Source organism: Streptomyces sp. NBC_00887 (assembly GCF_045207585.1).
In genome coordinates this window covers 9,270,454-9,291,124 of sequence record NZ_CP108788.1, presented here as the reverse complement: position 1 = coordinate 9,291,124, position 20,671 = coordinate 9,270,454, and the positions used below count along the sequence as shown (strand labels likewise).

At 71.4% G+C, this 20,671-nt stretch carries 17 protein-coding genes; 4 read left to right on the top strand and 13 right to left on the bottom strand.

All coding sequences use genetic code 11. The features are described from left to right. Nucleotides 1-11 precede the first annotated feature (11 nt). The 7 genes from OG844_RS42275 to OG844_RS42245 all read right to left on the bottom strand — a co-directional run bounded on the left by OG844_RS42275 (nt 12) and on the right by OG844_RS42245 (nt 7,680). Nucleotides 12-806 (bottom strand): SDR family NAD(P)-dependent oxidoreductase, encoded by a 795-nt coding sequence (locus OG844_RS42275; protein WP_406387981.1) that lies wholly within the window; start codon nt 804-806, stop codon nt 12-14. A 98-nt stretch (nt 807-904) separates the two neighbouring features. Beyond that, nucleotides 905-1,525 carry a DUF6629 family protein gene (locus OG844_RS42270; protein ID WP_406387982.1) on the bottom strand — a complete coding sequence of 207 codons (621 nt, stop codon included), beginning with the start codon at nt 1,523-1,525 and terminating at the stop codon, nt 905-907. A 162-nt stretch (nt 1,526-1,687) separates the two neighbouring features. Continuing rightward, nucleotides 1,688-2,185, bottom strand: coding sequence for a peptidylprolyl isomerase (locus OG844_RS42265; protein ID WP_406387984.1), 498 nt, complete (start codon nt 2,183-2,185; stop codon nt 1,688-1,690). Between the two features lie 183 nt (nt 2,186-2,368). Beyond that, nucleotides 2,369-2,920, bottom strand: coding sequence for a lamin tail domain-containing protein (locus tag OG844_RS42260; protein ID WP_406387986.1), 552 nt, complete (start codon nt 2,918-2,920; stop codon nt 2,369-2,371). A gap of 717 nt (nt 2,921-3,637) precedes the next feature. Next, a complete protein-coding gene (locus OG844_RS42255) occupies nt 3,638-4,063 on the bottom strand; it encodes a DUF6221 family protein (RefSeq protein ID WP_406387988.1) in 426 nt (141 codons plus the stop codon). Between the two features lie 160 nt (nt 4,064-4,223). Next, entirely contained in the window at nt 4,224-5,066 is an 843-nt protein-coding gene (locus OG844_RS42250) for a PP2C family protein-serine/threonine phosphatase (RefSeq protein WP_406387989.1), read from the bottom strand. Nucleotides 5,067-5,088: 22 nt separating this feature from the next. Then, complete coding sequence (locus OG844_RS42245; protein ID WP_406387990.1) at nt 5,089-7,680, bottom strand: SpoIIE family protein phosphatase; 2,592 nt, start codon at nt 7,678-7,680, stop codon at nt 5,089-5,091. A 155-nt stretch (nt 7,681-7,835) separates the two neighbouring features. Between OG844_RS42245 and OG844_RS42240 the strand changes: the two genes are divergently transcribed. The 3 genes from OG844_RS42240 (at nt 7,836) to OG844_RS42230 (ending at nt 11,122) form a co-directional block, all read left to right on the top strand. Beyond that, nucleotides 7,836-9,530, top strand: coding sequence for a lysyl oxidase family protein (locus OG844_RS42240; protein ID WP_406387992.1), 1,695 nt, complete (start codon nt 7,836-7,838; stop codon nt 9,528-9,530). Nucleotides 9,531-9,678: 148 nt separating this feature from the next. Next, on the top strand, nt 9,679-10,464 hold the full coding sequence (locus OG844_RS42235) for an SAM-dependent methyltransferase (protein ID WP_406387993.1): 786 nt from the start codon (nt 9,679-9,681) through the stop codon (nt 10,462-10,464). 25 nt (nt 10,465-10,489) lie between these two features. Continuing rightward, the gene (locus OG844_RS42230) at nt 10,490-11,122 is read left to right on the top strand and encodes a class I SAM-dependent methyltransferase (RefSeq protein WP_406387994.1); all 633 of its coding nucleotides are present in this window, start codon (nt 10,490-10,492) and stop codon (nt 11,120-11,122) included. A gap of 16 nt (nt 11,123-11,138) precedes the next feature. Here OG844_RS42230 and OG844_RS42225 read toward each other — a convergent pair whose 3' ends face one another. From OG844_RS42225 to OG844_RS42200, 6 genes are all read right to left on the bottom strand, one after another. Further along, complete coding sequence (locus OG844_RS42225; RefSeq protein WP_406387996.1) at nt 11,139-13,835, bottom strand: SpoIIE family protein phosphatase; 2,697 nt, start codon at nt 13,833-13,835, stop codon at nt 11,139-11,141. 83 nt (nt 13,836-13,918) lie between these two features. Further along, a complete protein-coding gene (locus tag OG844_RS42220) occupies nt 13,919-16,069 on the bottom strand; it encodes an MMPL family transporter (protein WP_406387997.1) in 2,151 nt (716 codons plus the stop codon). Between the two features lie 121 nt (nt 16,070-16,190). Beyond that, nucleotides 16,191-16,883 (bottom strand): YqjF family protein, encoded by a 693-nt coding sequence (locus OG844_RS42215; protein WP_406387998.1) that lies wholly within the window; start codon nt 16,881-16,883, stop codon nt 16,191-16,193. Nucleotides 16,884-17,018: 135 nt separating this feature from the next. Then, a complete protein-coding gene (locus tag OG844_RS42210; protein WP_406388000.1) occupies nt 17,019-18,032 on the bottom strand; it encodes an NAD(P)/FAD-dependent oxidoreductase in 1,014 nt (337 codons plus the stop codon). After that, nucleotides 18,029-18,556 (bottom strand): isoprenylcysteine carboxyl methyltransferase family protein, encoded by a 528-nt coding sequence (locus tag OG844_RS42205; RefSeq protein WP_406388001.1) that lies wholly within the window; start codon nt 18,554-18,556, stop codon nt 18,029-18,031. Before OG844_RS42205 ends, OG844_RS42210 begins: the two co-directional genes overlap by 4 nt. A 13-nt stretch (nt 18,557-18,569) precedes the next feature. Then, complete coding sequence (locus OG844_RS42200; RefSeq protein WP_406388002.1) at nt 18,570-19,628, bottom strand: type III polyketide synthase; 1,059 nt, start codon at nt 19,626-19,628, stop codon at nt 18,570-18,572. Between the two features lie 119 nt (nt 19,629-19,747). Here OG844_RS42200 and OG844_RS42195 point away from each other — a divergent pair, with 119 nt between their 5' ends. Further along, entirely contained in the window at nt 19,748-20,617 is an 870-nt protein-coding gene (locus tag OG844_RS42195) for a UbiA family prenyltransferase (RefSeq protein ID WP_406388003.1), read from the top strand. Nucleotides 20,618-20,671 lie beyond the last annotated feature (54 nt).

The following is a 20,671-nucleotide window of genomic DNA, read 5'->3' as shown; positions in this document are numbered from 1 at the left end:
AGCACAGGGGCTCAGGGCACGATCGAGTCGATGTAGCCGCCGTCGACCCGCACCGCGGCACCCGTGGTGGCCGATGCCTGCGGGGAGCTGAGGTAGACGACCATGTGCGCGATCTCCTCCGGCTCGATCAGCCGCTGCAGCAGGGACTGCGGGCGGTGCAGCCGCATGAACTCGCGCTGGGCCTCGTCCCACGACAGGTCCCTGTCCACCAGTTCGTAGACGAAGTCCTCGACCCCACCGGTGTGCGTCGGGCCGGCGATCACCGAGTTCACGGTCACCCCGGTGCCCGCGGCCTCCTTGGCGAAGCCCCGGGAGACCGCCAGCAGCGCGGTCTTCGTCATCCCGTAATGCATCATCTCCGCGGGGATCACGACGGCGGAATCGCTCGCGATGTTCTGCACCCGCCCCCAGCCCCGCTCGACCATTCCGGGCAGATAACTGCGGATCAGCCGTACGGCGCTGAGGACATTGGTGTCGAAGTAGGTGCGCCACTCCTCGTCGGTGATCTCCAGGGACGGCCTGGCACCGAAGATGCCGAGGTTGTTGACGAGGATGTCGGCGGCCGGCACGGCCTCGTGGAGTTCGGCCGCTCCCTGCTCGGTGGTCAGGTCGCAGGCGAGCGTGAGGACCGTCGCGTCCGGCACGGTGCCGCGCAGGACGTCCGCCGCCGTCTCCAGACGGTTCAGGCCACGACCGGTGAGGACGACGCGCGCCCCCGCGTCGGCGAGCCCGGTGGCGATGGCGAGACCGATGCCCTGTGAGGAGCCGGTGACGACCGCGGTCCTGCCGGCAAGATCGATGCGCACCTTGTGCTCCTTCCGTCTCCCGTCCACGGTGTACGGGGGCCGTCTCCACCCTGGCACCCCTCGCACCAGGACGCCTTCCGGGGCGCGGCGGCGCGGTATCAGCCCCCGGCGGCCGGGCGCCGCCGTGCCCATCCGAGAAGCACGACCGAGCACACCGCCGCGAGGGCGCACCAGGTGGAGATGAATTCCGTCTGCCACAGCGCGACGCAGACCGCCGCACCCACGGCGACCAGGACGCCCAGCAGCACGAGCCACCGGTCACCCGAGAGCAGCAGGGACCCGACGGTGGCGAGCAGGTATCCCGCCACGAGCAGTTCCGGCAGGGCCAGGTCGAGGACGTAGCCGAGCGTGTGGCCGCGGATGTCGGCGGCGACGGGGCGAGTGGTCAGGCTGTACGACAGGGCCGCGGCGGTCACGATGCCGGCCGCGAGGGGAACCGGGAGACGGCGACGTGGCGTGGGCGGCGCCGCGCACAGCACTCCCAGCGGCACCCAGAGTGCCAGCAGGGGAAGCGCGATGACGGCCCAGACGAGGGTGGCGGTCCCGCTGCCGCCTCCGGAACGCCAGATGACCGATTCGACGATCTGGTGCGCCCCGAGCAGCAGCGGCAGCGAGGCGAGCGGCAGGTCGCGGGCCCGTAGCGGTCGCGCGACGCAGGCCACCCCGATCGCGGCGACTCCCGCGCCCGCGACGAGATCGGCGGTCGCACTCCAGCACATGGCGCCACTCCGGTCCGGAACCGCACGCGTCGGCGGTTGCCCGCGCCACGCTACGGTTCCGCGGGCCCGCGATCGGGCCGACACGGCGGACGCCCCGTCGTCACCGGATGCGTGCGGGGCCCCGGCCCGCGGGAGGCGCGGCCGGGAGCCCCGTTGCGAGTGTCAGAGGACCCCGGACGCGGAGACCGCGATCTGGGCCTTGGTCCGGCCGGACGACGAGCCGTAGGACTCGATCTTGCGGACCAGCTCCATGCTGGGCTCGTCGGCGACCTCACCGAACACCACGTGCTTGCCGTCCAGCCACGGGGTGAGGACGGTGGTGATGAAGAACTGCGAACCGTTGCTGTTCGGGCCCGCGTTGGCCATCGAGAGCAGACCCGGCTTGTTGTGCTTCAGGGTGAAGTTCTCGTCGGCGAACTTCTCGCCGTAGATGCTCTTGCCACCGGTGCCGTCGCCCCGGGTGAAGTCGCCACCCTGCAGCATGAAGTCGGGGATGACACGGTGGAACGGCGAACCGGCGTAGCCGTAGCCTTTCTCGCCGGTGGCCAGGGCGCGGAAGTTCTCCGCGGTCTTGGGCGCCACGTCGTCGAACAGGTTGAACACGATCCGCCCGGCGGGCTCGTTGTCGATGGTGATGTCGAAATACGCCTTGATGGTCATGGGGCCATCCTGACATTGCCGGTCACCTCCCGATGCACAGCCCCCGCCCGGCGCGGCTCGCCACCCGCCGGATGCGGGCCGCTCCCCCCGTCCGACGCCGCTCGCCCTCTGCTGTCGCCGGTGAACGAACTACGGCGTACCACGGCCCCGAAGCCGTGGTACGCCGCGTTTCAAGCCGTCGGATCAGCGGTTGCCGCCACCACCGTTGTGGTGACCGCCACCGTTGTGGTTGCCTCCACCGTTGTGGTGGCCCCCACCGTTGTTACCGCCACCGTGGTGCCGGCCCCAGGACTTGGAGTCGACCTTGTGGCCACGGTTGTCGCGCAGGGTCGCGGTGTCCCTGGAGTCCCACACCTGCTGGCGGCGGTCCTGGTACACGTCGTGCCTCGTGTCCCGGCCCACGCCGGTGTGGACCCGGACGGAGGAGCGGCCGGGCAGGCGGAGGTCGAAGCGGTAGGTGCGGCGGCTCTCGTCCGTGAGCGTCCAGCCACGGAGGTTGACGGCACGGCGTCCCGTATTGGTTACGGTGACCCACTCCGCGTTCAGGCTGCGGTTGGACGCGTTGTCCCGGCCGGGGGCGTCGTGCTGGATCTCGCCCAGGACGACAGCCGAGCGCTGGGCCGGCCTGTTGTGGCCGTGGTCCCGGCCATCGGCGCTGGCAGGGAGTGCCGCTGCGGCGAGCAGTGCGCCGGAGGCGAGAACGGTGGCGGTGATCCGTCGTGCGGAACGGGACATGGGAACCCCTCATCATGCAGGCCCGGAACGGAGTACCGGGCGTTGTTCGGCCCCGGCGTACTGCCGGGAACGCAAACTTTGTCCCGCTTTCGCTGTGGCCGGAAGATGCCCTGGTTCGTGTGACAAAGTACGGACATTTCTGTCACACACGACTGCATTCGACACCGATCCCGTCGGTCGTATACCTGTCAACCGTTGATCATTGCACCGACCCTTTCAGCGGGCCGATTCCCTGATTACAGCGCCCCCGTCACGCCTCACTCCGCTCCCCGCGCACCCCCGCCCGGCACGTACGCATCGCGTAACGAAAGCGACAGCGCTTTCCTGGACAGGAGTTCCATTACGCCTGGAAAGAAGCTCACGCGTTCGAGCGTTCAGTGCCCAGCCAGCCGGCCCGATGCGGGCCCGCTGTCCACCGCTGGTGACCATCGCGTTGACGGAGGTCATCGGATCGAGCGCCATCGTCCTGGCCAGCAGCACGCCGGCAGCCAGCGGGAGCAGGGTCACGGCCAGGGCCGTACCGGCACTCGTCAGGTTCTGGATGCGGGGGCGCCGCGGCGCGTCGGGGAGCATGGTTCCCATTCGATCAGCGGCGGCCCGCCGCGAGATCGGGCAACGTACTCAGGCCGGCCGCTCCCCCGTACTCATTCGGCGCCGTTCCCGGGCCGAGTCGTCAGTCCCGACCGGTGACGCCCGGACCGGTCGCGCACCGGGCGGTCATGCCCCGGGCGCAGCGGGCGGGCCCCAATGCGAGTACCTGGGCAGCCACTTCACCCGGTAGTCGGGGTGCCCCGCGTACTCTGCGGCCATCTGTCTGACGACGAAACCCAGCCCCACGGCACGGCCGGAGGCGAAGTCCTGGCCCGGGCGGTCCGTGTCCATGGACGCGATCTCCTCGTACTCGTCCAGCAGGACCCTGTTCGTCTCGATGCGGCGCAGCGTGCGCGCGGGGTCCTGCAGCGCGATGTGCCGGTCGTAGCCACGGTTCCGTACGACGAACGCGATACCGCTGGTGCGGTCATGCACCTCGCCGGGTGCCTCCGCAGGGCACCGCCAGCTCTCACCGCCGGCTTCCTGCGCGGTGCGCTCCTCCTCGGAAAGGCGCGCCCGCACGAAGGCCAACAGGTCCGAGTTCTCTGCCATCTTGTTCCAAATCCCTCGCCGTCACAGGCACGTGCCGGCTGCGCACCGACGTGCGTCCGCCGCTCCGGGCCCGTTCTACCCAACCAGCAGAGGATGCCTCACGAGCGCGTACCTTCCGTGGTCCGCCCCGGGTCACGTCCGTATGACGGACACGGGCGCGTCAGGTGCCGACGGGAATCAGCAGTGCGGTGACGTTGTCGTGCCCTCCCGCGTCGAGGGCGAAGTCCACCAGGGACCGCGCGTCCTCGATCAGGCCGTCGCCCCGGGCCGACGCCCCGCGTCGCCGGTGGGGCAGCGCCGACCGCAGCGCCTCGGCGTCGGGCAGGTACCGCCACAGCCCGTCGGTGCACAACAGGAGGCGGCCGGGCACCGACGGCCGGTAGCTCCGCACCTGAGGCGCCGGTTCCCCCGCATCCGCCCCCAGCCAGGCGGAGAGCGCCTCGTGCTCACCGGTGTCGTCCTCGGTCAGCGCCGTTCCCGGCCCCTCGTCCGGAAGCCAGTAGGCGCGGCTGTCGCCGATCCAGGAACTCCAGATGCCCTGCGGGCCGGCGATGCCCGCGACATAGGTGCAGGCCGGAGCGGCGTCCCTCGACACGGCCAGCGCCGCAACCGCGTGCGCCGCGCGGACGGCGGCGTGGTCGAGGGCGGTCTCCGGCAGGTCTCCGGCGCTCAGACGCGTCGTCAGCCACCTCGCTCCGACGTCGGCCGCGACCTTCGCGGCCCGCTCGGAGCGCGGTGACATCGACACGCCGTCGCAGACCACCCCGATCGTCCACCGGTCGGCCGTGGTCAGCACCATGGCGTCCGCGTTGATCGCGCGCCGTCTGCCGCGGTCGCTGACCGCCGCCGCGCCGGTGTCCGCCGTGATCTCCACGTGCGACCGGAACGCCGGCTGCGCCGCACCGCAGTCCCAGCAGTGGCCGTCGGGGGCGACCGTGCCGCCGCATTCGGCACATCCCGGGGTCGTCACGCCCCGCACGGTTCGTGCGCGCTCCGTACTCATCGGGCGAACCTATCCGGCCCGGTCAGCCGGGCGACACCCCGCAGGCGGCCAGCAGGAGCGCGATGTCGTCGGGCCGGTCCTCGTCCTGGATCGCCTGCCCGATGACCCGGTCCGCCATCTCGGCGAGGGGCGCGTGGCTCACCTCGGCGAGGGTGCTGCGCAGGCGCTCGATACCCTCGTCGATGTCCTCTCCCGACTTCTCCACGAGTCCGTCGGTGAACAGGGCGAGCACGGCGCCCGGGGTGAGGTGCAGTTCGGTCACCGGATACGACGCCTCGGGGTCGACGCCGAGCACGACGCCGCCCGGGAGGTCCAGGACCTCGGTCCGCCCGTCGGGGTGGCGCAGTACGGGCTGGGGGTGGCCCGCCCGTACGGCCTGGGTGAAGCCGGTGCCGGGGTCGAGGACGACGTAGCAGCAACTGGCGAACTGGCCCGGATCGAGGTCGATGAGCAGCCGGTTGGTGGCGCTCATGATCTCCTGGGGGTCGTGCCCACTCAGGGAGAACGCCCTTACCGCGCTGCGCAGTTGACCCATGGTCGCGGCTGCTGCGACACCGTGCCCCTGTACGTCCCCGATGACCAGGGCCAGCCCGCTGCCGGTCTCGATGACGTCGTACCAGTCTCCGCCCACCTCCATGCCCTGGGTGCCGGAGAGGTAGCGCCCGACGGTGTCGACGCCTTCGACCACGGGCAGCCGGTGCGGCAGCAGGGCGTCCTGCAGTCCGCGCGCCAGGGCGGCCTCGGTGTCGTAGCGCTGGGCCCGTTGGAGCGCCTGGGCGATGAGCCCGGCCAGGGCGGTGAGCACGGTGCGCTCCTCGGGGCTGAAGCCCCGCGGCTGGTCGAAGCCGAGGATGCACGAACCGACCGGCCGCCCGGAGGCGATGAGCGGCAGGAAGGCGCGGGCGCCGACGCTCGTGTCCATGGGGATGCCGGGGTAGGAGGCCGCCAGCTTCTCCATGGACTCGAAGAACAGCGGCCGGCCGGTCGTGAGCGTGTCCACGCCCGGGATGTGGGCGTCGAGCCCGACGCCGTCGAAGCGGTCAAGGAAGCCCTTCGGGAAACCCGTCTCCCATGCCAGGTAGAGGCGCCCCTCGTTCTGCAGGTAGATGGCCAGCTGTCTGCCGCCGAAGGCGGGCAGCAGTTCCTCCGTGACCACGGCGGACACCTGCCGGGCCGTGACGGCCTCCGTCAGCGCGATGGCCAGGGCGACCGGACGGTACAGGACGGTTGCGCGGTCGGCGGCGGAGCCGAGGCCCGCACCCGGTGTGCCGACGGAGTGCGGCGCGTAGTCGGGCTGCGGCGCGGGGATGACGGTGACCGTGACCCCGTCGCGGCCCGGGTACATCGCCACGGACAGCCATTCGGTCGGGGTGCGTTTGGCGCGGAAGTGCACGGGGGCGTCGGAGAAGAGGGCCGCCCGGTGGTGGTCCTCGTAAGCGGGGTGCGCGAGCCAGGGCAACGCGTCCCACAGGAGCCGGCCGACCAGCTCCGCCCGACTGTGCCCGAGGATGTCCTCCCCGAGCCGGTTGACGTACGTGATCCGTCCGAGCCGGTCGTGGGAGAGCACGCCGCGCGGGAACCGGTCGGCCGCCTCCGGGACGACGGGCTCGGCACCCGGGTCGAGCAGGACACCGGTCAGATGGTGTGCTTGCCCGGCGCGGGGCCCGTGGCCCGAGAGCTCGAGCAGGAGCGACCGGCCGTCGGGGCCGCGCAGCCGCATCCGGCGTACGTGCGGCTGTGCCGACCGTGCGGCCCGGCTGCCCAGGGTCCACAGTCCGCACACGTCCTCCGGCAGCAGCCGGGCGGTCAGCGCTTCCACGGTGTGCGGGGGGAGGTCCGCGGGCTCGGTGCCGAGGATCAGGCACGCCTCGTCGTCCGCGGTGACCGCGCCGGTAGCCAGGTCCCAGTCGAAGTGGCCGACCCGCATCGGCTGCGCGGTTTCCGCGGGCAGCCGGACGGTCATGGGGTCGCCTTCCCACTCGGCCCGGTGCCCGCCCCTCTCCAGCTCCGCGATGTCGGCGCCGAGATGTTCCGCGATGCCCTGCAGCCTGTTGCGGTCGGCCCCGCCGACCGGTTCCCCGCGGGTGGCGTAGCGCAGCACGACGAGCACACCGACGATGGTGCGCCCGCTCCTGACGGGTACGTACAGCGACCCGAAGGGGAACGGCAGACCCGCCATGAGCTGCGGAAAGCGCCGCATGGCGTCCTCGGCGTCGCCGAGGTACACGGGCCTGCCCGAGCGGTACGCCTCGGCCACCGGGAAGGGACGGTTCACATGCATGCGCCACCAGGGGCGCATCAGGGGGGCAGGAAGCCCGGCGAGGACCGCCATCAGCAGCAGTCCCGGAGTGCGGGAGCGCAGGTAGATGCCGCCGGCGTACCCGCCGACGGCCTCGATCGCACTGACGACAGCCTGGGCGAGCACCAGAGACGGGCCGCCCGGTGCCCGGCCGACATCGGGTCTCCAGGTCACACCACCAGCATGCGCCACCCCCTCACCACCGGCACCTCCATGCCCCGCGCTGTCGCCGGGCACCGGGCCGGGTGTGCGGTCCGCCCGCACGATCCCCGGGGCCCGCGCCCGCGTAACACACGTCCTGGGCGTTCGAGTCATAAACGGCAGGACAACGTCTCATTCCACACCGTACGACCGGCTTTCGGCCAACGATGCGTGACTCCTGCGCCGCCGGACAACCTCGGGGGCCCTTCCTCGGCTCTCCCAGGAAAAGATCCTCCACTGCCCACCGGGCACTCGGAAATCGAGGAACGATGACCACCAGAACCCCCCGCAGCCGGCTGTGGCGGCCCTCCGTCGCCGCCGCCGCGGCGATCACCGTGATAGCCGGCGTCGCCGCCGCGGCACCGGACGCCAAGAAGGCACAGCCCGTGCCGGAGCTCGGTCTGATCGCTGCTTCGCCGTCGGTGACGCTCGACTCGTGGAAGGAGGAACCCGGTGTCTACCTGGATCTCGGTACGTACCTCACCGCCACGAAGGCCCCTCTGGAACTGAAGGTGACCCGCGCGTCCTACCAGGACCCGGTCGTCGCCACGCAGATCATCCGCCAGGGGAAGAAGACCCGCACCAGGGCCCTGCCCAAGGGGCTCGTGAAGGACTTCACGGGGCTGACGGACTTCGTCCGCGTCACCGTCACGAACGCCGCGGGGAAGACCGTGGTCAACAAGACGGAGTCGTTCTGCCCGAACAACGCGTCGGGACGGGTCCGCCCCGACGCACCGGCCACGTCGAAGTATCCCGAGAGCTGTCCCGCGAATCCCTTCACGCTCGGCTCGGTCTGGGGTGTCGAGAACGGCTGGGCGGCCAACACGTACGCGGGCTACTCCTCGACGCCGGTCGTCCTCCCCGCCGGGAAGTACACCGCGAAGGTGTCGGTGACCAAGGCCTATCGCGACCTGTTCGGCATCGCCGACAAGCCGCAGACGGTCAAGGTGACCGTGCGCGAGCGCAGCTGGGAGGAGAACGCGGGCGCCCGGTCCGCCGGCGGCCACGCCTCCCACGCGGCAGGGCACTCGGGCCATGCGGCCGTGCGCACGCCCGCGCCCGCCGCGGCCACCAGCGGCGCGGGTCCCTCGTACAACGTGGGCCACGGTCCTTACGCGCCCGCGCCGGCGGCGCTGCCCTGGGCGCTCAAGCGGGCGAGTCTCCGGTCCGCGCAGGCAGGTGACGGGCCGGGGCGGACGGACGGTTCCCGGCAGTCGCCCGCCACCCACCCCAACGCGAAGCGGCCGACCGGCCGGGCCGCGGTGCCGGACGTGCCCAAGCCCGACCTCCGTTCGCTGCCCGCGTACGGCATCACCATCGCCGAGGGCGACGCGGACGCCCCGGGCAAGGACTACCTGGCGTTCAGCGCCAATGTGTGGAACGCGGGCCCCGCGCAGTTGGTGGTGGACGGCTTCCGGGCGCCGGGCAAGGCACTGATGGACGCCTACCAGTACTTCTACGACTCCTCGGGCAAGCAGGTCGGCTACACACCGACCGGCACCATGGAGTGGGACCCCCGCCCGGGTCATGAGCACTGGCACTTCACGGACTTCGCGAGCTACCGGCTGCTCAAGGCCGACAAGAAGGAGACCGTCCGAAGCGGCAAGGAGGCCTTCTGCCTGGCCAACACGGACGCCGTCGACTACACGGTGAAGAACGCCAACTGGCACCCGGACAACACCGATCTGTCCACCGCGTGCGGCCAGGAGAACTCGATCTCCGTACGGGAGGTCCTCGACGTAGGCTCCGGTGACACCTACACGCAGGATCTTCCCGGCCAGTCGTTCGACATCACCGGACTGCCCAACGGCACGTACTACATCCAGGTACTGGCCAACCCCGAGAAGCGGCTCAAGGAGACGAACCTCGGCAACAACAGCGCGCTGCGCAAGGTCGTCCTGGGCGGCCGTGCCGGCGCCCGTACGGTGACCGTGCCGGCGCACGGTCTGGTGAACGCCGGCTGACGGCGGCCATGGGCGAGCCGGCTCCCGGGAGCGTCTCCCGGGAGCCGGTGTTCGCTCCGGACAGCATCAACAACCGCTGATCGTCGTGGAGTTGTTGTGGCAGACTTCGCAGGTGGAGCGGTTCACCCCATCTGCAACGGAGCTCGCCATGACGCCTGGGACGCCTCAGCCCCCGATCGACACCAGCAGGCCCCATTCGGCGCGTGTCTACGACGCGCTCCTCGGTGGCAAGGACAACTACCCCGTGGACCAGGCGGTGGCCGAGCATCTGCCGGTCGAGGCGAAGACCGGCGCCTTCCAGAACCGCGCGTTCATGAACCGCGCGACGGCCTGGCTGGCCGGCGAGGGCGTCGACCAGTTCCTCGACATCGGTACGGGGATCCCCACGGCGCCGAACCTGCACCAGACGGCCCAGGAGATCAACCCGGCCTCGCGGGTCGTCTACTGCGACAACGACCCGATCGTCCTGAGGCATGCGGAAGCCCTGCTGATCAGCCGTCCGGAGGGGGCGACGGACTACGTCCACGCCGATGTGCGCGAGGCGGGCACGATCATCGAGGCCGCCCGCAAGGTCCTGGACTTCGACCGCCCCGTCGCGCTCTCGCTCCTGGGCCTCCTCCACTTCCTGCCCGACGACGACGACCCGTACGCCATCGTGCGCACCCTGACGGCCTCGTTGGCGCCGGGCAGCTTCGTGGTGCTGTCCCAGGGCGCTTCGGACGTGAACCCCGAGCGCGGCGAGCAGGGCACGCAGGAGTACGGGAAGGGCGGCATCCGCCTCGCGCTGCGGACCCGGACGGAGTTCGAGCGCTTCTTCGAGGGCCTCGATGTGGTCGAACCCGGAGTGGTGACGGCACCCGAGTGGTACCACGGGACGCCCGCTCCCCGACCGGAGGAGAGCGGTCTGTACGTGGCCGTCGCCCTCGTCCCGTAGACCCGGCACCGAAGGGATTCACGTCATGACGGACCTTCACCACGACTCTGCGGCAGAGACGTTCGACGCGATCGGCGCCGACTACGAGCGTGCGTTCGCCGGTTCGGCCGCGCACCGCGACTCGCTGACGCGGCTCCTCGGACAGCTCGCACCGGGCAGCACCGTCCTGGACGTCGGCAGCGGGACCGGGCTTCCGACCGCCCGGACCCTGGCCGACGCCGGGCACCGGGTGCTGGGGGTCGATGTGTCGCCGGTCATGGTCGATCTGGCGTCCCGCCAAGTGCCCGAGGCATCCTTCCGTTGCGCCGACATTCGTGAACTCCCTCTGGAGAAGGAGAGTTTCGATGCCATCTGCGTCTACTTCTCGCTCCTGCAGATGTCGCGCGAGGAACAGACCGCCCTCGTGCACCGGCTGGCGGGAGCACTGCGGCACGGCGGCCGCATGGTCCTGGCCACGGTTCCCTTGGACGTGCAGGAGGTGAGCACGGTCTTCATGGGCCGGCAGGTGCGGGTGAGCAGCTTCTCCCCCGAGGCCTTCGCCGCTCTGGCGTCCGGCGCGGGGCTCTCGGCTGAGTGGGAGGACCGCACGGTGTTCACGCCGGCCGACGGCGGGGCGGTACCCGAGCCTCATATGTTCCTGCACTGCCTGCGGAGCTGACGCCGGCGCGGTCCGCTCAGTGTTCCGGCGGCGCGGTGGGCGGCAGCAACTGCTCCGTCCAGATGACCTTGCCGCCGTCGTCCGTGTAGCGCGTGCCCCACCGCTCCGCGAGCTGCGCGACGAGGAAGAGCCCGCGGCCTCCCTCGTCCGTGGTGGCCGCCTGCCGCAGATGGGGCGAGGTGCTGCTGCGGTCGGAGACCTCGCAGATCAGGGTGCGGTCACGGACCAGCCTGACGCGGATGGGCCCGGTGGCGTAACGGATGGAGTTGGTGACCAGTTCGCTGAGGATCAGCTCGGTCGTGAACGCCTCCTCGACCAGGTCCCACTCCGTCAGCTTGCGGGACACCTCGGCGCGTACGCGGGACACCTCTGCGGGGTCGGACGGCACCTCCCAGTCGGCCACGTCCTGCGCGGCGAGCCGGCGGGCGCGGCCGACGAGCAGCGCGATGTCGTCGCGGGCACGTGCGGCAACCATGACGCGCAGGACCGCCTCGCAGGTCTCCTCGGGTGTCCGGCCGGCGTAGTCGGCGAGGGTGCCGCGCAGGAGTTCCAGTCCTTCGTCGATGTCCCGGGTCCGGTCCTCGACGAGCCCGTCGGTGTAGAGCACCAGCCGGCTGTTCTCCGGCAGCTGTACGTCCAGTGTCTCGAACGGAAGGCCGCCGAGGCCCAGTGGCGGCCCGCCGGGCACATCGGCGAACTCGGCGGCGCCGTCCGGGTGGACGATCACCGGCTGGAGGTGGCCGGCCCGTGCCATGGTGCAGCGCCCGGACACCGGATCGTAGATGGCGTAGAGGCAGGTGGCCCCGGTGACTCCCCCGGCGGAGCCGTCGGCCGTCTCGTCCTGGTCGATCCGGGCCACCAGCTCGTCCAGGTGCCAGAGCAGTTCGTCGGGGGGAAGGTCCAGCGTGGAGAAGTTGTGGACCGCGGTGCGCAGCCGTCCCATGGTGGCGGCCGCGTGGAGCCCGTGGCCCACGACGTCGCCGACGACGAGTGCGACCCGGGCGCCGGGCAGCGGAATGATGTCGAACCAGTCCCCGCCCACCCCGCCGAGCCCGCCGACCCCGGCCTGCGCGGGCAGGTACCGGTAGGCCGCGTCGATGGCGGTCTGGTCGGGGAGGCCCCGGGGCAGCAGGCTGCGCTGCAGGGTGACCGCCACGGTGTGCTCACGTGAGTAGCGGCGGGCGTTGTCGATGCTCACGGCGGCGCGGGCGACGAGTTCCTCGGCGACGGACAGATCCTCGTCCTCGAACCGTTCGGGCCTCTGCGCACGCCAGAACATGGCCACACCGAGGATGACGCCCCGGGCCCTCAGCGGAACGGCGATCATCGAGTGGAAACCGCACTCGACGAGGCGCTCGGCCCGTGCGGGATGCTGCTCCTGCCATCCCGACAGGGCCGGCAGGTTCGTATCGATGACCGCCTCGCCCCTGAGCAGGCCGGCGCCGATGGCGGTGCTCGGCATGAAGCGGATGACCGACCCGAGCGGATAGAGCCCCGTGTCGTGCCGGGTACCGCTGAGCGCCGTGCGCCGCATGTCGGCGACCGTACGCGCCGCCGTCGGCTCCTCGCCACGCAGCACGGTCTCCGCCACGTCGACGGTCGCGTAGTCGGCGAACCTGGCAGTGGCGAAGTCGGCCAGTTCCTCGCACGTCCGTACGACATCGAGGGCTGTGCCGATCTCCGTACCGGCGTCGTACAGCAGTTTCAGCCTGCCCCGCGCCACGTCGGCCTTGCCCGTGAGTGCCTGCAGTTCCGTGGTGTCGCGCAGGGTGGTCACGCTGCCCGGCGGGCCGCCGTCCTGATCCGTGGAGCGCTGGCTGACCGCGAGAATCCGGTTGCCCACCGAGAGCACCTCGTCCGTGGCGATGCGCCCCGAGGCCAGCAGATCGGTGGTGAGGGGGTCGAGACCCAGATCGGTGACCGCTCGCCCTTCCACCTGCGCCGGCAGGCCGAGCAGCCGTCGTGCCTCGTCGTTGGCCAGCAGGAGCCGGCCGTCCCCACCGACGATGAGTACGCCCTCCCGCACGGCGTGCAGGACGGCGTCGTGGTGTTCGTACATCCGGGTCATCTCGGTCGGGCCGAGACCGTGGGTCTGGCGCCGGAGCCGTCTGCTGACGAGCGCCGTTCCGCCCATGGTGAGGAGCAGGATCCCCGCGGCGGAGCCGAAAAGGAGGGGGAACTGGTTCTCGACGACGCCACTCACCCGCTCGATGGTGATTCCCGCGGACACCATGCCGATGACCTTGCCGTTCGCGCCGAAGACGGGCACCACGGCCTGCACGAGAGGGCCGATCGTCCCGTTGACCCTCTCGGTGACGACGCGGCCCTCGAGTGCGGGCTGCACGTCGCCGACGAACTTCTTTCCGATCCGGTCGGGCAACGGGTGGGTGTACCGGATCGAGTCGAGGTTCAGTACGACGATGAAGTCGACTCCCGATCCCTTCCGGGCAGCCTCGGCCTTCGGCTGGAGCACCGCGCTGGGGTCCGGGCTCTCCAGGGCCGCTTCCATGCCCGGGGCGTTCGCGAAGGTCTCGGCGACGGCGACGGAGCGGTTGCGGGCTTCCCGTGCGCTGTCGGACCGGGACTGCAGCACGAGCGCGGCCACGGCGGCAGCGACGAGCAACACCACGATCGCCAACTGCAGGAGAAAGACCTGACCTGCGACGGTCCTCATTCTGAGAAACGAACGCGGGCGGCCGTAGCGTCCGGCCATGGTCCCCTTTTTACACCCTCGGCATGGACCGGGCGATCCGTGAGCCGCGAGGCACCGCAGCCGGAAGCGCCCGGAGCTGCACCCTACGACTGCGCGGCCGGCGCCTCCGGCTTCCTCGCTGCGCCCCCGTCCTCATGGGCGAGCCGGTGGGGCCACCACACCCGGGGGCCGATGTCCAGGAAGAGGGAGGTGACCAGAACGGACCGTACGACGAACGTGTCCAGGAGCACGCCCAGGGCGACCGCGAAGCCGATCTCCGCGAAGGCCACGACCGGCAGGGTCCCGAGTGCGGCGAAGGTGCCCGCCAGGACCAGCCCGGCCGAGGTGATCACGGCCCCGGTTGCGGAGAGGCCCGTCAGCACACCGGCCCTGGTGCCCTGGTGCAGGGCCTCCTCGCGGATCCGTGTGGTCAGGAAGATGTTGTAGTCGATGCCGAGTGCCACCAGGAACACGAACACGAACAGCGGGAAGTCCGTCGTCTCGCCGGCGTAGTCGAACACGTACCGGAAGACGAGCGCGCTGACACCGAGGGCGGCCGCGAAGGACAGCACCACGGTCGCGATCAGCAGCAGGGGCGCCACCAGTGCGCGCAGCACCAGCATCAGGACGATCAACACCACCAGCAGGACCAGGGGAATGATGAGCAGGTTGTCGTGCCTGGTGGCGGCGTCCATGTCGAGAATCGCCGCCGTGTCGCCACCCACCAGGGCGTCCGCGTCCGGCACCTGATGCACCGCGTCACGGACCCGTTCCACGGTCTGCTCGGCCTGCTCGCTGTCGCCGGGGTCGGTCATCGTCGCCTCGAAGATCACCCGGCCCTCGTGCACCGGCTTGGCACCGGGCGGTACGACGAGGGAGCCGGGCACCACACCGGGGGTCGTCTCGACCGCCCTGCGCACCTGCGCGCCCTTGCCGAGGTCCGCGATGACGACCAGCGGGCTGCCGCTGCCTGCCGGGAAGTACTGCTTCTGGATCTCCTGGCCGACGACGGAGTCGGGCTTGTCGGGGAAGGAGTCGGCGTTGCTGAGACCGGCGGCACGCAGCTGGATCAGGCCCAGGGACAGTGCGGCGAGCACGAGGGCGGTGGCCACCCAGACCCTGCGCGGGCGCACGGCGAGCCGCTCCCCCGTCCGGGCCCAGAATCCGTGCTCGGTCGGCTCGTCGCTGCCGAAGTGCGGGATGACCGGCCAGAAAACCCAGCGGCCGAAGATCACCAGCAGGGCGGGCAGGAGCGTGAGCATCGCGATGAGTGCGACGGCCACCCCGATCGCGGCAACCGGGCCGAGGCCCCGGGTGGAGTTCATCTCGGCGAACAGCAGGACGAGCATGCTCAGCACCACGGTGCCGCTGCTCGCGAGCACCGCGGGCCCGGCCCGGTGCAGCGCACGCGCCATCGCCTCGTGCCGGTCCTCGTGCCGGCGCAGTTCCTCCCGGTACCGGGCGACGAGGAGCAGGGCGTAGTCCGTTCCCGCGCCGAAGACGAGGACGGTCAGGATGCCGGCGCTCTGTCCGTTGACCGTGAGGCCGCCATGCGCCGCGAGCAGGTAGATGAGCGCCTGTGCGGTGAGCAGTGCGGCGACGACCGCGAGCACGGGCAGCACGAGCAGGGTCGGGCTGCGGTAGGTGATCAGCAGCATGATGATCACCACGGCCAGCGCGGCGAACAGCAGGGTCGAGTCGATGCCCGAGAAGGCGTCGGCGGAGTCCGCGGCCACGCCGCCGGGTCCGGTGATGTGGACCGCGAGACCTCCCTCGCTGCCGCCCACGACGTCCCGTACCGAATCGACCGCCGGACCGATGCGTTCCCATCCGTCCTCGTCCATCGTGATGGGGACGAGGATCTGGGCGGCCGCGGGTGCGTCCTGGCTGTCGTAGAGCGGTCCGCGTGTCTCGGCACCCCGCACACCGTGCGCGCGCAGCGTCATGAGCTGCTGCTTGTCCTCGGCGATCCGGGTGCGGTCGGCCCCGGTCAGGCCGGACTCCCGGGCGTACACGACGATCGCCGTGATGGTCTCGGGCCGGAATCCCTTGGATTCCTCCCAGACCTGGGTGGACTCGGCGCTGCTGGGCAGCCAGGACGTGGCGTCGTTGTCCTGGGCGTCGGTGAGCTTCCCCGCGAGAGGCGCCGCGACGACGAGGACGATCAGCCAGAACGCCACGATCAGCCACTTGGTGCGCCGCCCGCAGACCAGCCGGGCCACTCCCTGCCGTCGACGCTGCTGTACGTCCGGCATGCCACTCCCACCGCGTCGTCCTGGTCCTGGCGGCGACAGTAGAGCGGTGTCCTGCGGGTCGGGCACGCGACATGCCGTGCGGCCGCGGCATGAGCCACGGTCGGACCATCGTGGAGCGGATCTACGGGGTGGGGATGCCGCCGGGCCGGGATGGACGGCCGAAGCGTACGGGGACGCCGGGCGAGTACAGCACGCTCGCCGGCTCCCCTGCCGGTGCTGCCAGGCCCGCCGCTTTCACCAGGTTCTCGTCGCACTCGATGAGCCGGGCGTGGTGCAGGGGCCAGCGGGGATGGGTGTTCCGGAGATACGTCTGCCGTCCGAAGAAGGTGTAGTGCATGCCCCAGCGCGCGGTGAGGAAGTGCTCCAGTTCGCTGGGCTCCCCCACCTGGTCCCCGATGTCCAGGACTATCCGGCTGTGCGCGCCCCGGGGGCCCGGTAGGCGCCTGCTGGTGTAGGTGATGGTGTCCGCGTCACGCCGGATCGCCATCCGCGACCACCTGTACGGGAGCCGGAACGCCGTCCGTGCGACGGCCACCGGGATCAGCCGGGAGGCGTCGAGCGAGCGGAAGACCACACCCCGGCGCCCTTGGGAGTCCAGGGAGTACAGGCGGACATTGGTCTCCGGGAACGTCCCGAGGTAGGGGACGCCGGGGAGGCGGAACCAGCCGACGCGGTGCATCCGGAAGGCGACGAGTCCGATGTAGGTGACACCGTCCAGTGTGTCGGGAACCGTCCCGACCGGCAGGAGCGGCGCCACGTCCAAGGGGTCTGCCGGCCAGTGCACGAAGGCCAGATCCAGCCAGGACTGTGTCATCAGCGGGTTGAGACCCGGGTGGGGCGAGTCTGCCGTGATGGCTTGCGGGGCTCGGGACGAGGGTGTCACCGGGCCAGCATCGCAGAGCGGGGGCCGCGGTTCGTGACGTCGCGGGTGGGGTGAACGGGGTTGCGCCTACTGGAGTGCGCGCACCGCAGCCGAGAACACCCGGGGCATGCGGTGGGCGGCAGGGACGATCAGCCGGGCGATGCGGGGGTGCCCCGCGGCGCCCAACAGTCCTTGGGTGAGCATGCGATGACGTCGCGTCAGTCGCGCCCATTGTGCGGGGTAGGCCTCCGGCCGGTTCGCGGTGAGGCACGCGACCGCCGCTGTCGCGGTCGCCACGGCCAGGGCGATGCCTTCACCCGTAAGTGCGTCGACGTAGCCCGCCGCGTCACCGACCAGCAGGACCCGTCCGGCCCTCGGACTGCGCGCGTCCTGGCGCAGGGGTCCCGCGCCGCGGACGGGACCCGCCTCCAGGCCCCGGAGGGCGTCGGCCAGGGCGGGGAACGACGACAGGTGCTGTTCGTAGGGCCGGCGATCGCGACTGAGTACGGCGACACCGACCAGCCGGTGGCCGAGCGGTGTCACATAGGCCTCGCCTCGGCGCGACCAGTGGACCTCGACGAAGTCCGTCCACGGGGCGACCCGGTAGTGCCGGCGCAGGCCGTAGCGGCGCGGGGCGGATCCCGGGCGGTCGAGGCCGAGTTCGCGGCGCAGCGGGGAGTGCAGTCCGTCGGCGGCGATCAGCCAGCGTGCCGTGAGCCCCGCTGTGCTGACGCTGTCGTCGTCCTGCCGGATCGCCCCTGCTTTCCCGGGGACGATGCGTACGCCGAGTTCCACGGCCCGCCGGTGCAGGGCGGCGTGCAGTTCTGTGCGCCGTACGCCGAGCCCCGTGTCGCCTCGGAAGGTCGCCTCCGCGTTGCGGTGGCCCTCGACGTACCGGATTCCGCGCAGGTCGTGGCCGGCCACGCCGACGCCCAGCGCACGCAGGGCCGCCACACCGCTGGGCATGATTCCCTCGCCGCATGCCTTGTCCACGGGAACGGCGCGGGGTTCGACCACGACGACTTCCCGACCGGCTCCGGCGGCCCGGATCGCCGCCGCCAGACCGGCCGGGCCGCCCCCGGCCACCAGGACGTCGATCACGGGCGGGCGGCCATCGGCCGTACCGGGGCCAGTGCCCGGTCCTCGCACCGGACGCGCACAGCCATGAGGACGGCGTTGAGTGCGGTGAAGACCGTGGCGGTCACCCAGGCGCCGTGGACCAGGGGCAGCGCCAGCCCTTCGGCGGCGACCGCCGCGTAATTGGGGTGGCGCAGCCACCGGTAGGGCCCGCCGGTCACCAGGGGCATGTCCGGGACCACGATGACCCGGGTGTTCCACCGGTGTCCGAGCGTGCGGATGCACCACCAGCGCAGCCCCTGCGCCGCGGCCACCACCGCAACCATGGTCCAGCCGAACCACGGCAGGAACGGGCGCCCGGCCAGCCAGGTTTCGGCGAGGCATCCCGCCAGCAGAGCGGTGTGCAGGGCCACCATCGCCGGGTAGTGTCCGCGCCCGGCTTCGGTGCCGCCGCGGGCCAGGCTCCAGCGCGTGTTGCGCAGGGCCACGACGAGCTCGGCGAGCCGTTCGCCCGCGACGGCCAGCACCAGGGCCGTGTACCAGATCACGCGTTCCTCCCGACTACCAACGCAGCAGAACCAGTTCGCAGCAGAATCCGGGGCCCATGGCCATCAGCAGACCGGGTGTGCCCGGCTCGGGGCGCCTTTGCTGCATCGTGTCCCTCAGGACGTGCAGCACGGAGGAGGACGACAGGTTGCCCACTTCGGCCAGCGAACGCCAGGTGACGTCGAGTGCGCCCTCTGGCAGTTCGAGTACGTCGGAGACGGCTTCCAGGACCTTGGGGCCGCCGGGGTGGCACACCCAGTGGGCGATGTCCTTCGGCTTCAGCCCGTGTTCCTCCAGGAACCCGCGGACGTCGTCGGCGAGGTACCGGCGTACGACGTCGGGAACCGCCGGATCGAGCATCACCTTGAAGCCGGAGCTCCGGACGTCCCAGCCCATGACGCGTTCGGTGTCGGGGTAGAGCCGGCTGCGGGTGTCGATCACCTCGGGACCGTCCGCCGAGGCGGGGTGTTCGCCGCCGACTGCGACGACGGCCGCCGCACCGTCGCCGAACAGCGCGGTGGCGACGAGGTTGGCGGGCGTCGGGTCGGCCCGCTGGAAGGTGAGGGAGCAGAGCTCCACCGACAGCAGCACGGCCACCTGGCCGGGCCTGCCGAGCAGGTAGTCGTGCAGGCGCGCCACCCCTGCGGCTCCGGCGACGCAGCCCAGGCCGAAGACGGGGAGCCGTTTCACGTCGGGCCGCAGACCGAGGCGCCCCACGAGCCGGGCGTCGATGGAGGGAGCCGCAACTCCCGTGACGGAGGTGAACATCAGCAGGTCCACGTCGGCGGGCCGCAGCCCCGCCGTCCGCAGGGCCCCGCGCACCGCCTGACCGCCCAGCTCGACCGCGGCGCCGATGAACACGTCGTTGGCCGCCCCGAAACCGTCCAGTTCGCCGTAGCGCTCCAGGGGCAGAACCATGTTCCGGGTGCGGACCCGGGCGTTCTCGTGGATCCGGTCCAGGACGCGGCGGTCGGCCCCCGCGGGCAGGCAGGTGCGCGCCACCATGTCGGTGACCGCCCGCTGGGTGTGGCGGTGCGGTGGCAGGACCCCGTGCACGGCTGCGATCCGGGTCATCCTGGCCCCTGCTTCGGAGAGGTCATGACCCTCATCCTGCCTACAGAACAGGGTGAAACCCTGCACATCAGACACGCGGCTGGCGTGTTCGTGAGATCCGGAGTCCTTACGATCCCCTCGTGGACACCACTGACCGGCCGCAGGTGCACGAGTCCGTGACGCGACCGCCCCGCCCCGCGGTGGGGCTGGCTCTCTCCTGTCACCCTGGCCCGGTGGTGGCGGTGACCGCCCTCGTCGTCGCACTGTCCGTCAGTTCCGGGCTCGGGGGCACCCGCTGCGTCCTGGTCGGGGGGGCCGTACTGACGGGCCAGCTCTCGGTCGGCTGGTGCAACGACGCCTTCGACGCCCGGCGCGACGCGGCCGCCGGGCGCCGCGGCAAACCGGTGGCCGAAGGCGTGGTGTCACGGAGCACCGTGTGGCAGGCGGCGTTCACCGCGTTGCTGCTGTGCGTGGTGCTGTCGTCGGCGTGCGGTCCTGTCGCCGGTGCGGTGCACCTCACCGGGGTCGTGGCGGCGTGGACGTACAACCTCAAACTCAAGACGACGGCGCTGTCCTGGCTTCCGTACGTGATCGGCTTCGGCGGCCTGCCCGTCCTGGTCGCCCTGAACATGCCCGGTCACCCCTGGCCCGCGTGGTGGGCCGTGACCGCCGGGGCCATGCTGGGTGTCGGGGCCCATCTGGGCGATGTGCTCCCGGACATCGACGGGGATCTGGCATCCGGCAGTCGGGGCCTGCCCCAGCGGCTGGGCGCCGCCCGCACGCGGATGCTGCTCCCCGTACCGCTGGTGGCGGCGTCGGCGGTGCTCGTGCTGGGGCCTGCGGGACCTCCCGGCTGGTGGGGAGCGCTCACCCTGGCCGCGGTGGTGCCGACGGCGTTCGCCGGGTTCGTGCCACGGCGGACCTGGCGCACGGCGGCCCTCGCGGGAGCGGTGGCCGCGGCGTCGGTGGACGTGGCGCTGCTGCTGATACGGGGCACGTCCATCGCTTGAGCGTCCGCCGCACCCGCGGGGCGGAACGGCCTCGCGGGGCAGCCCCGGCCGTTC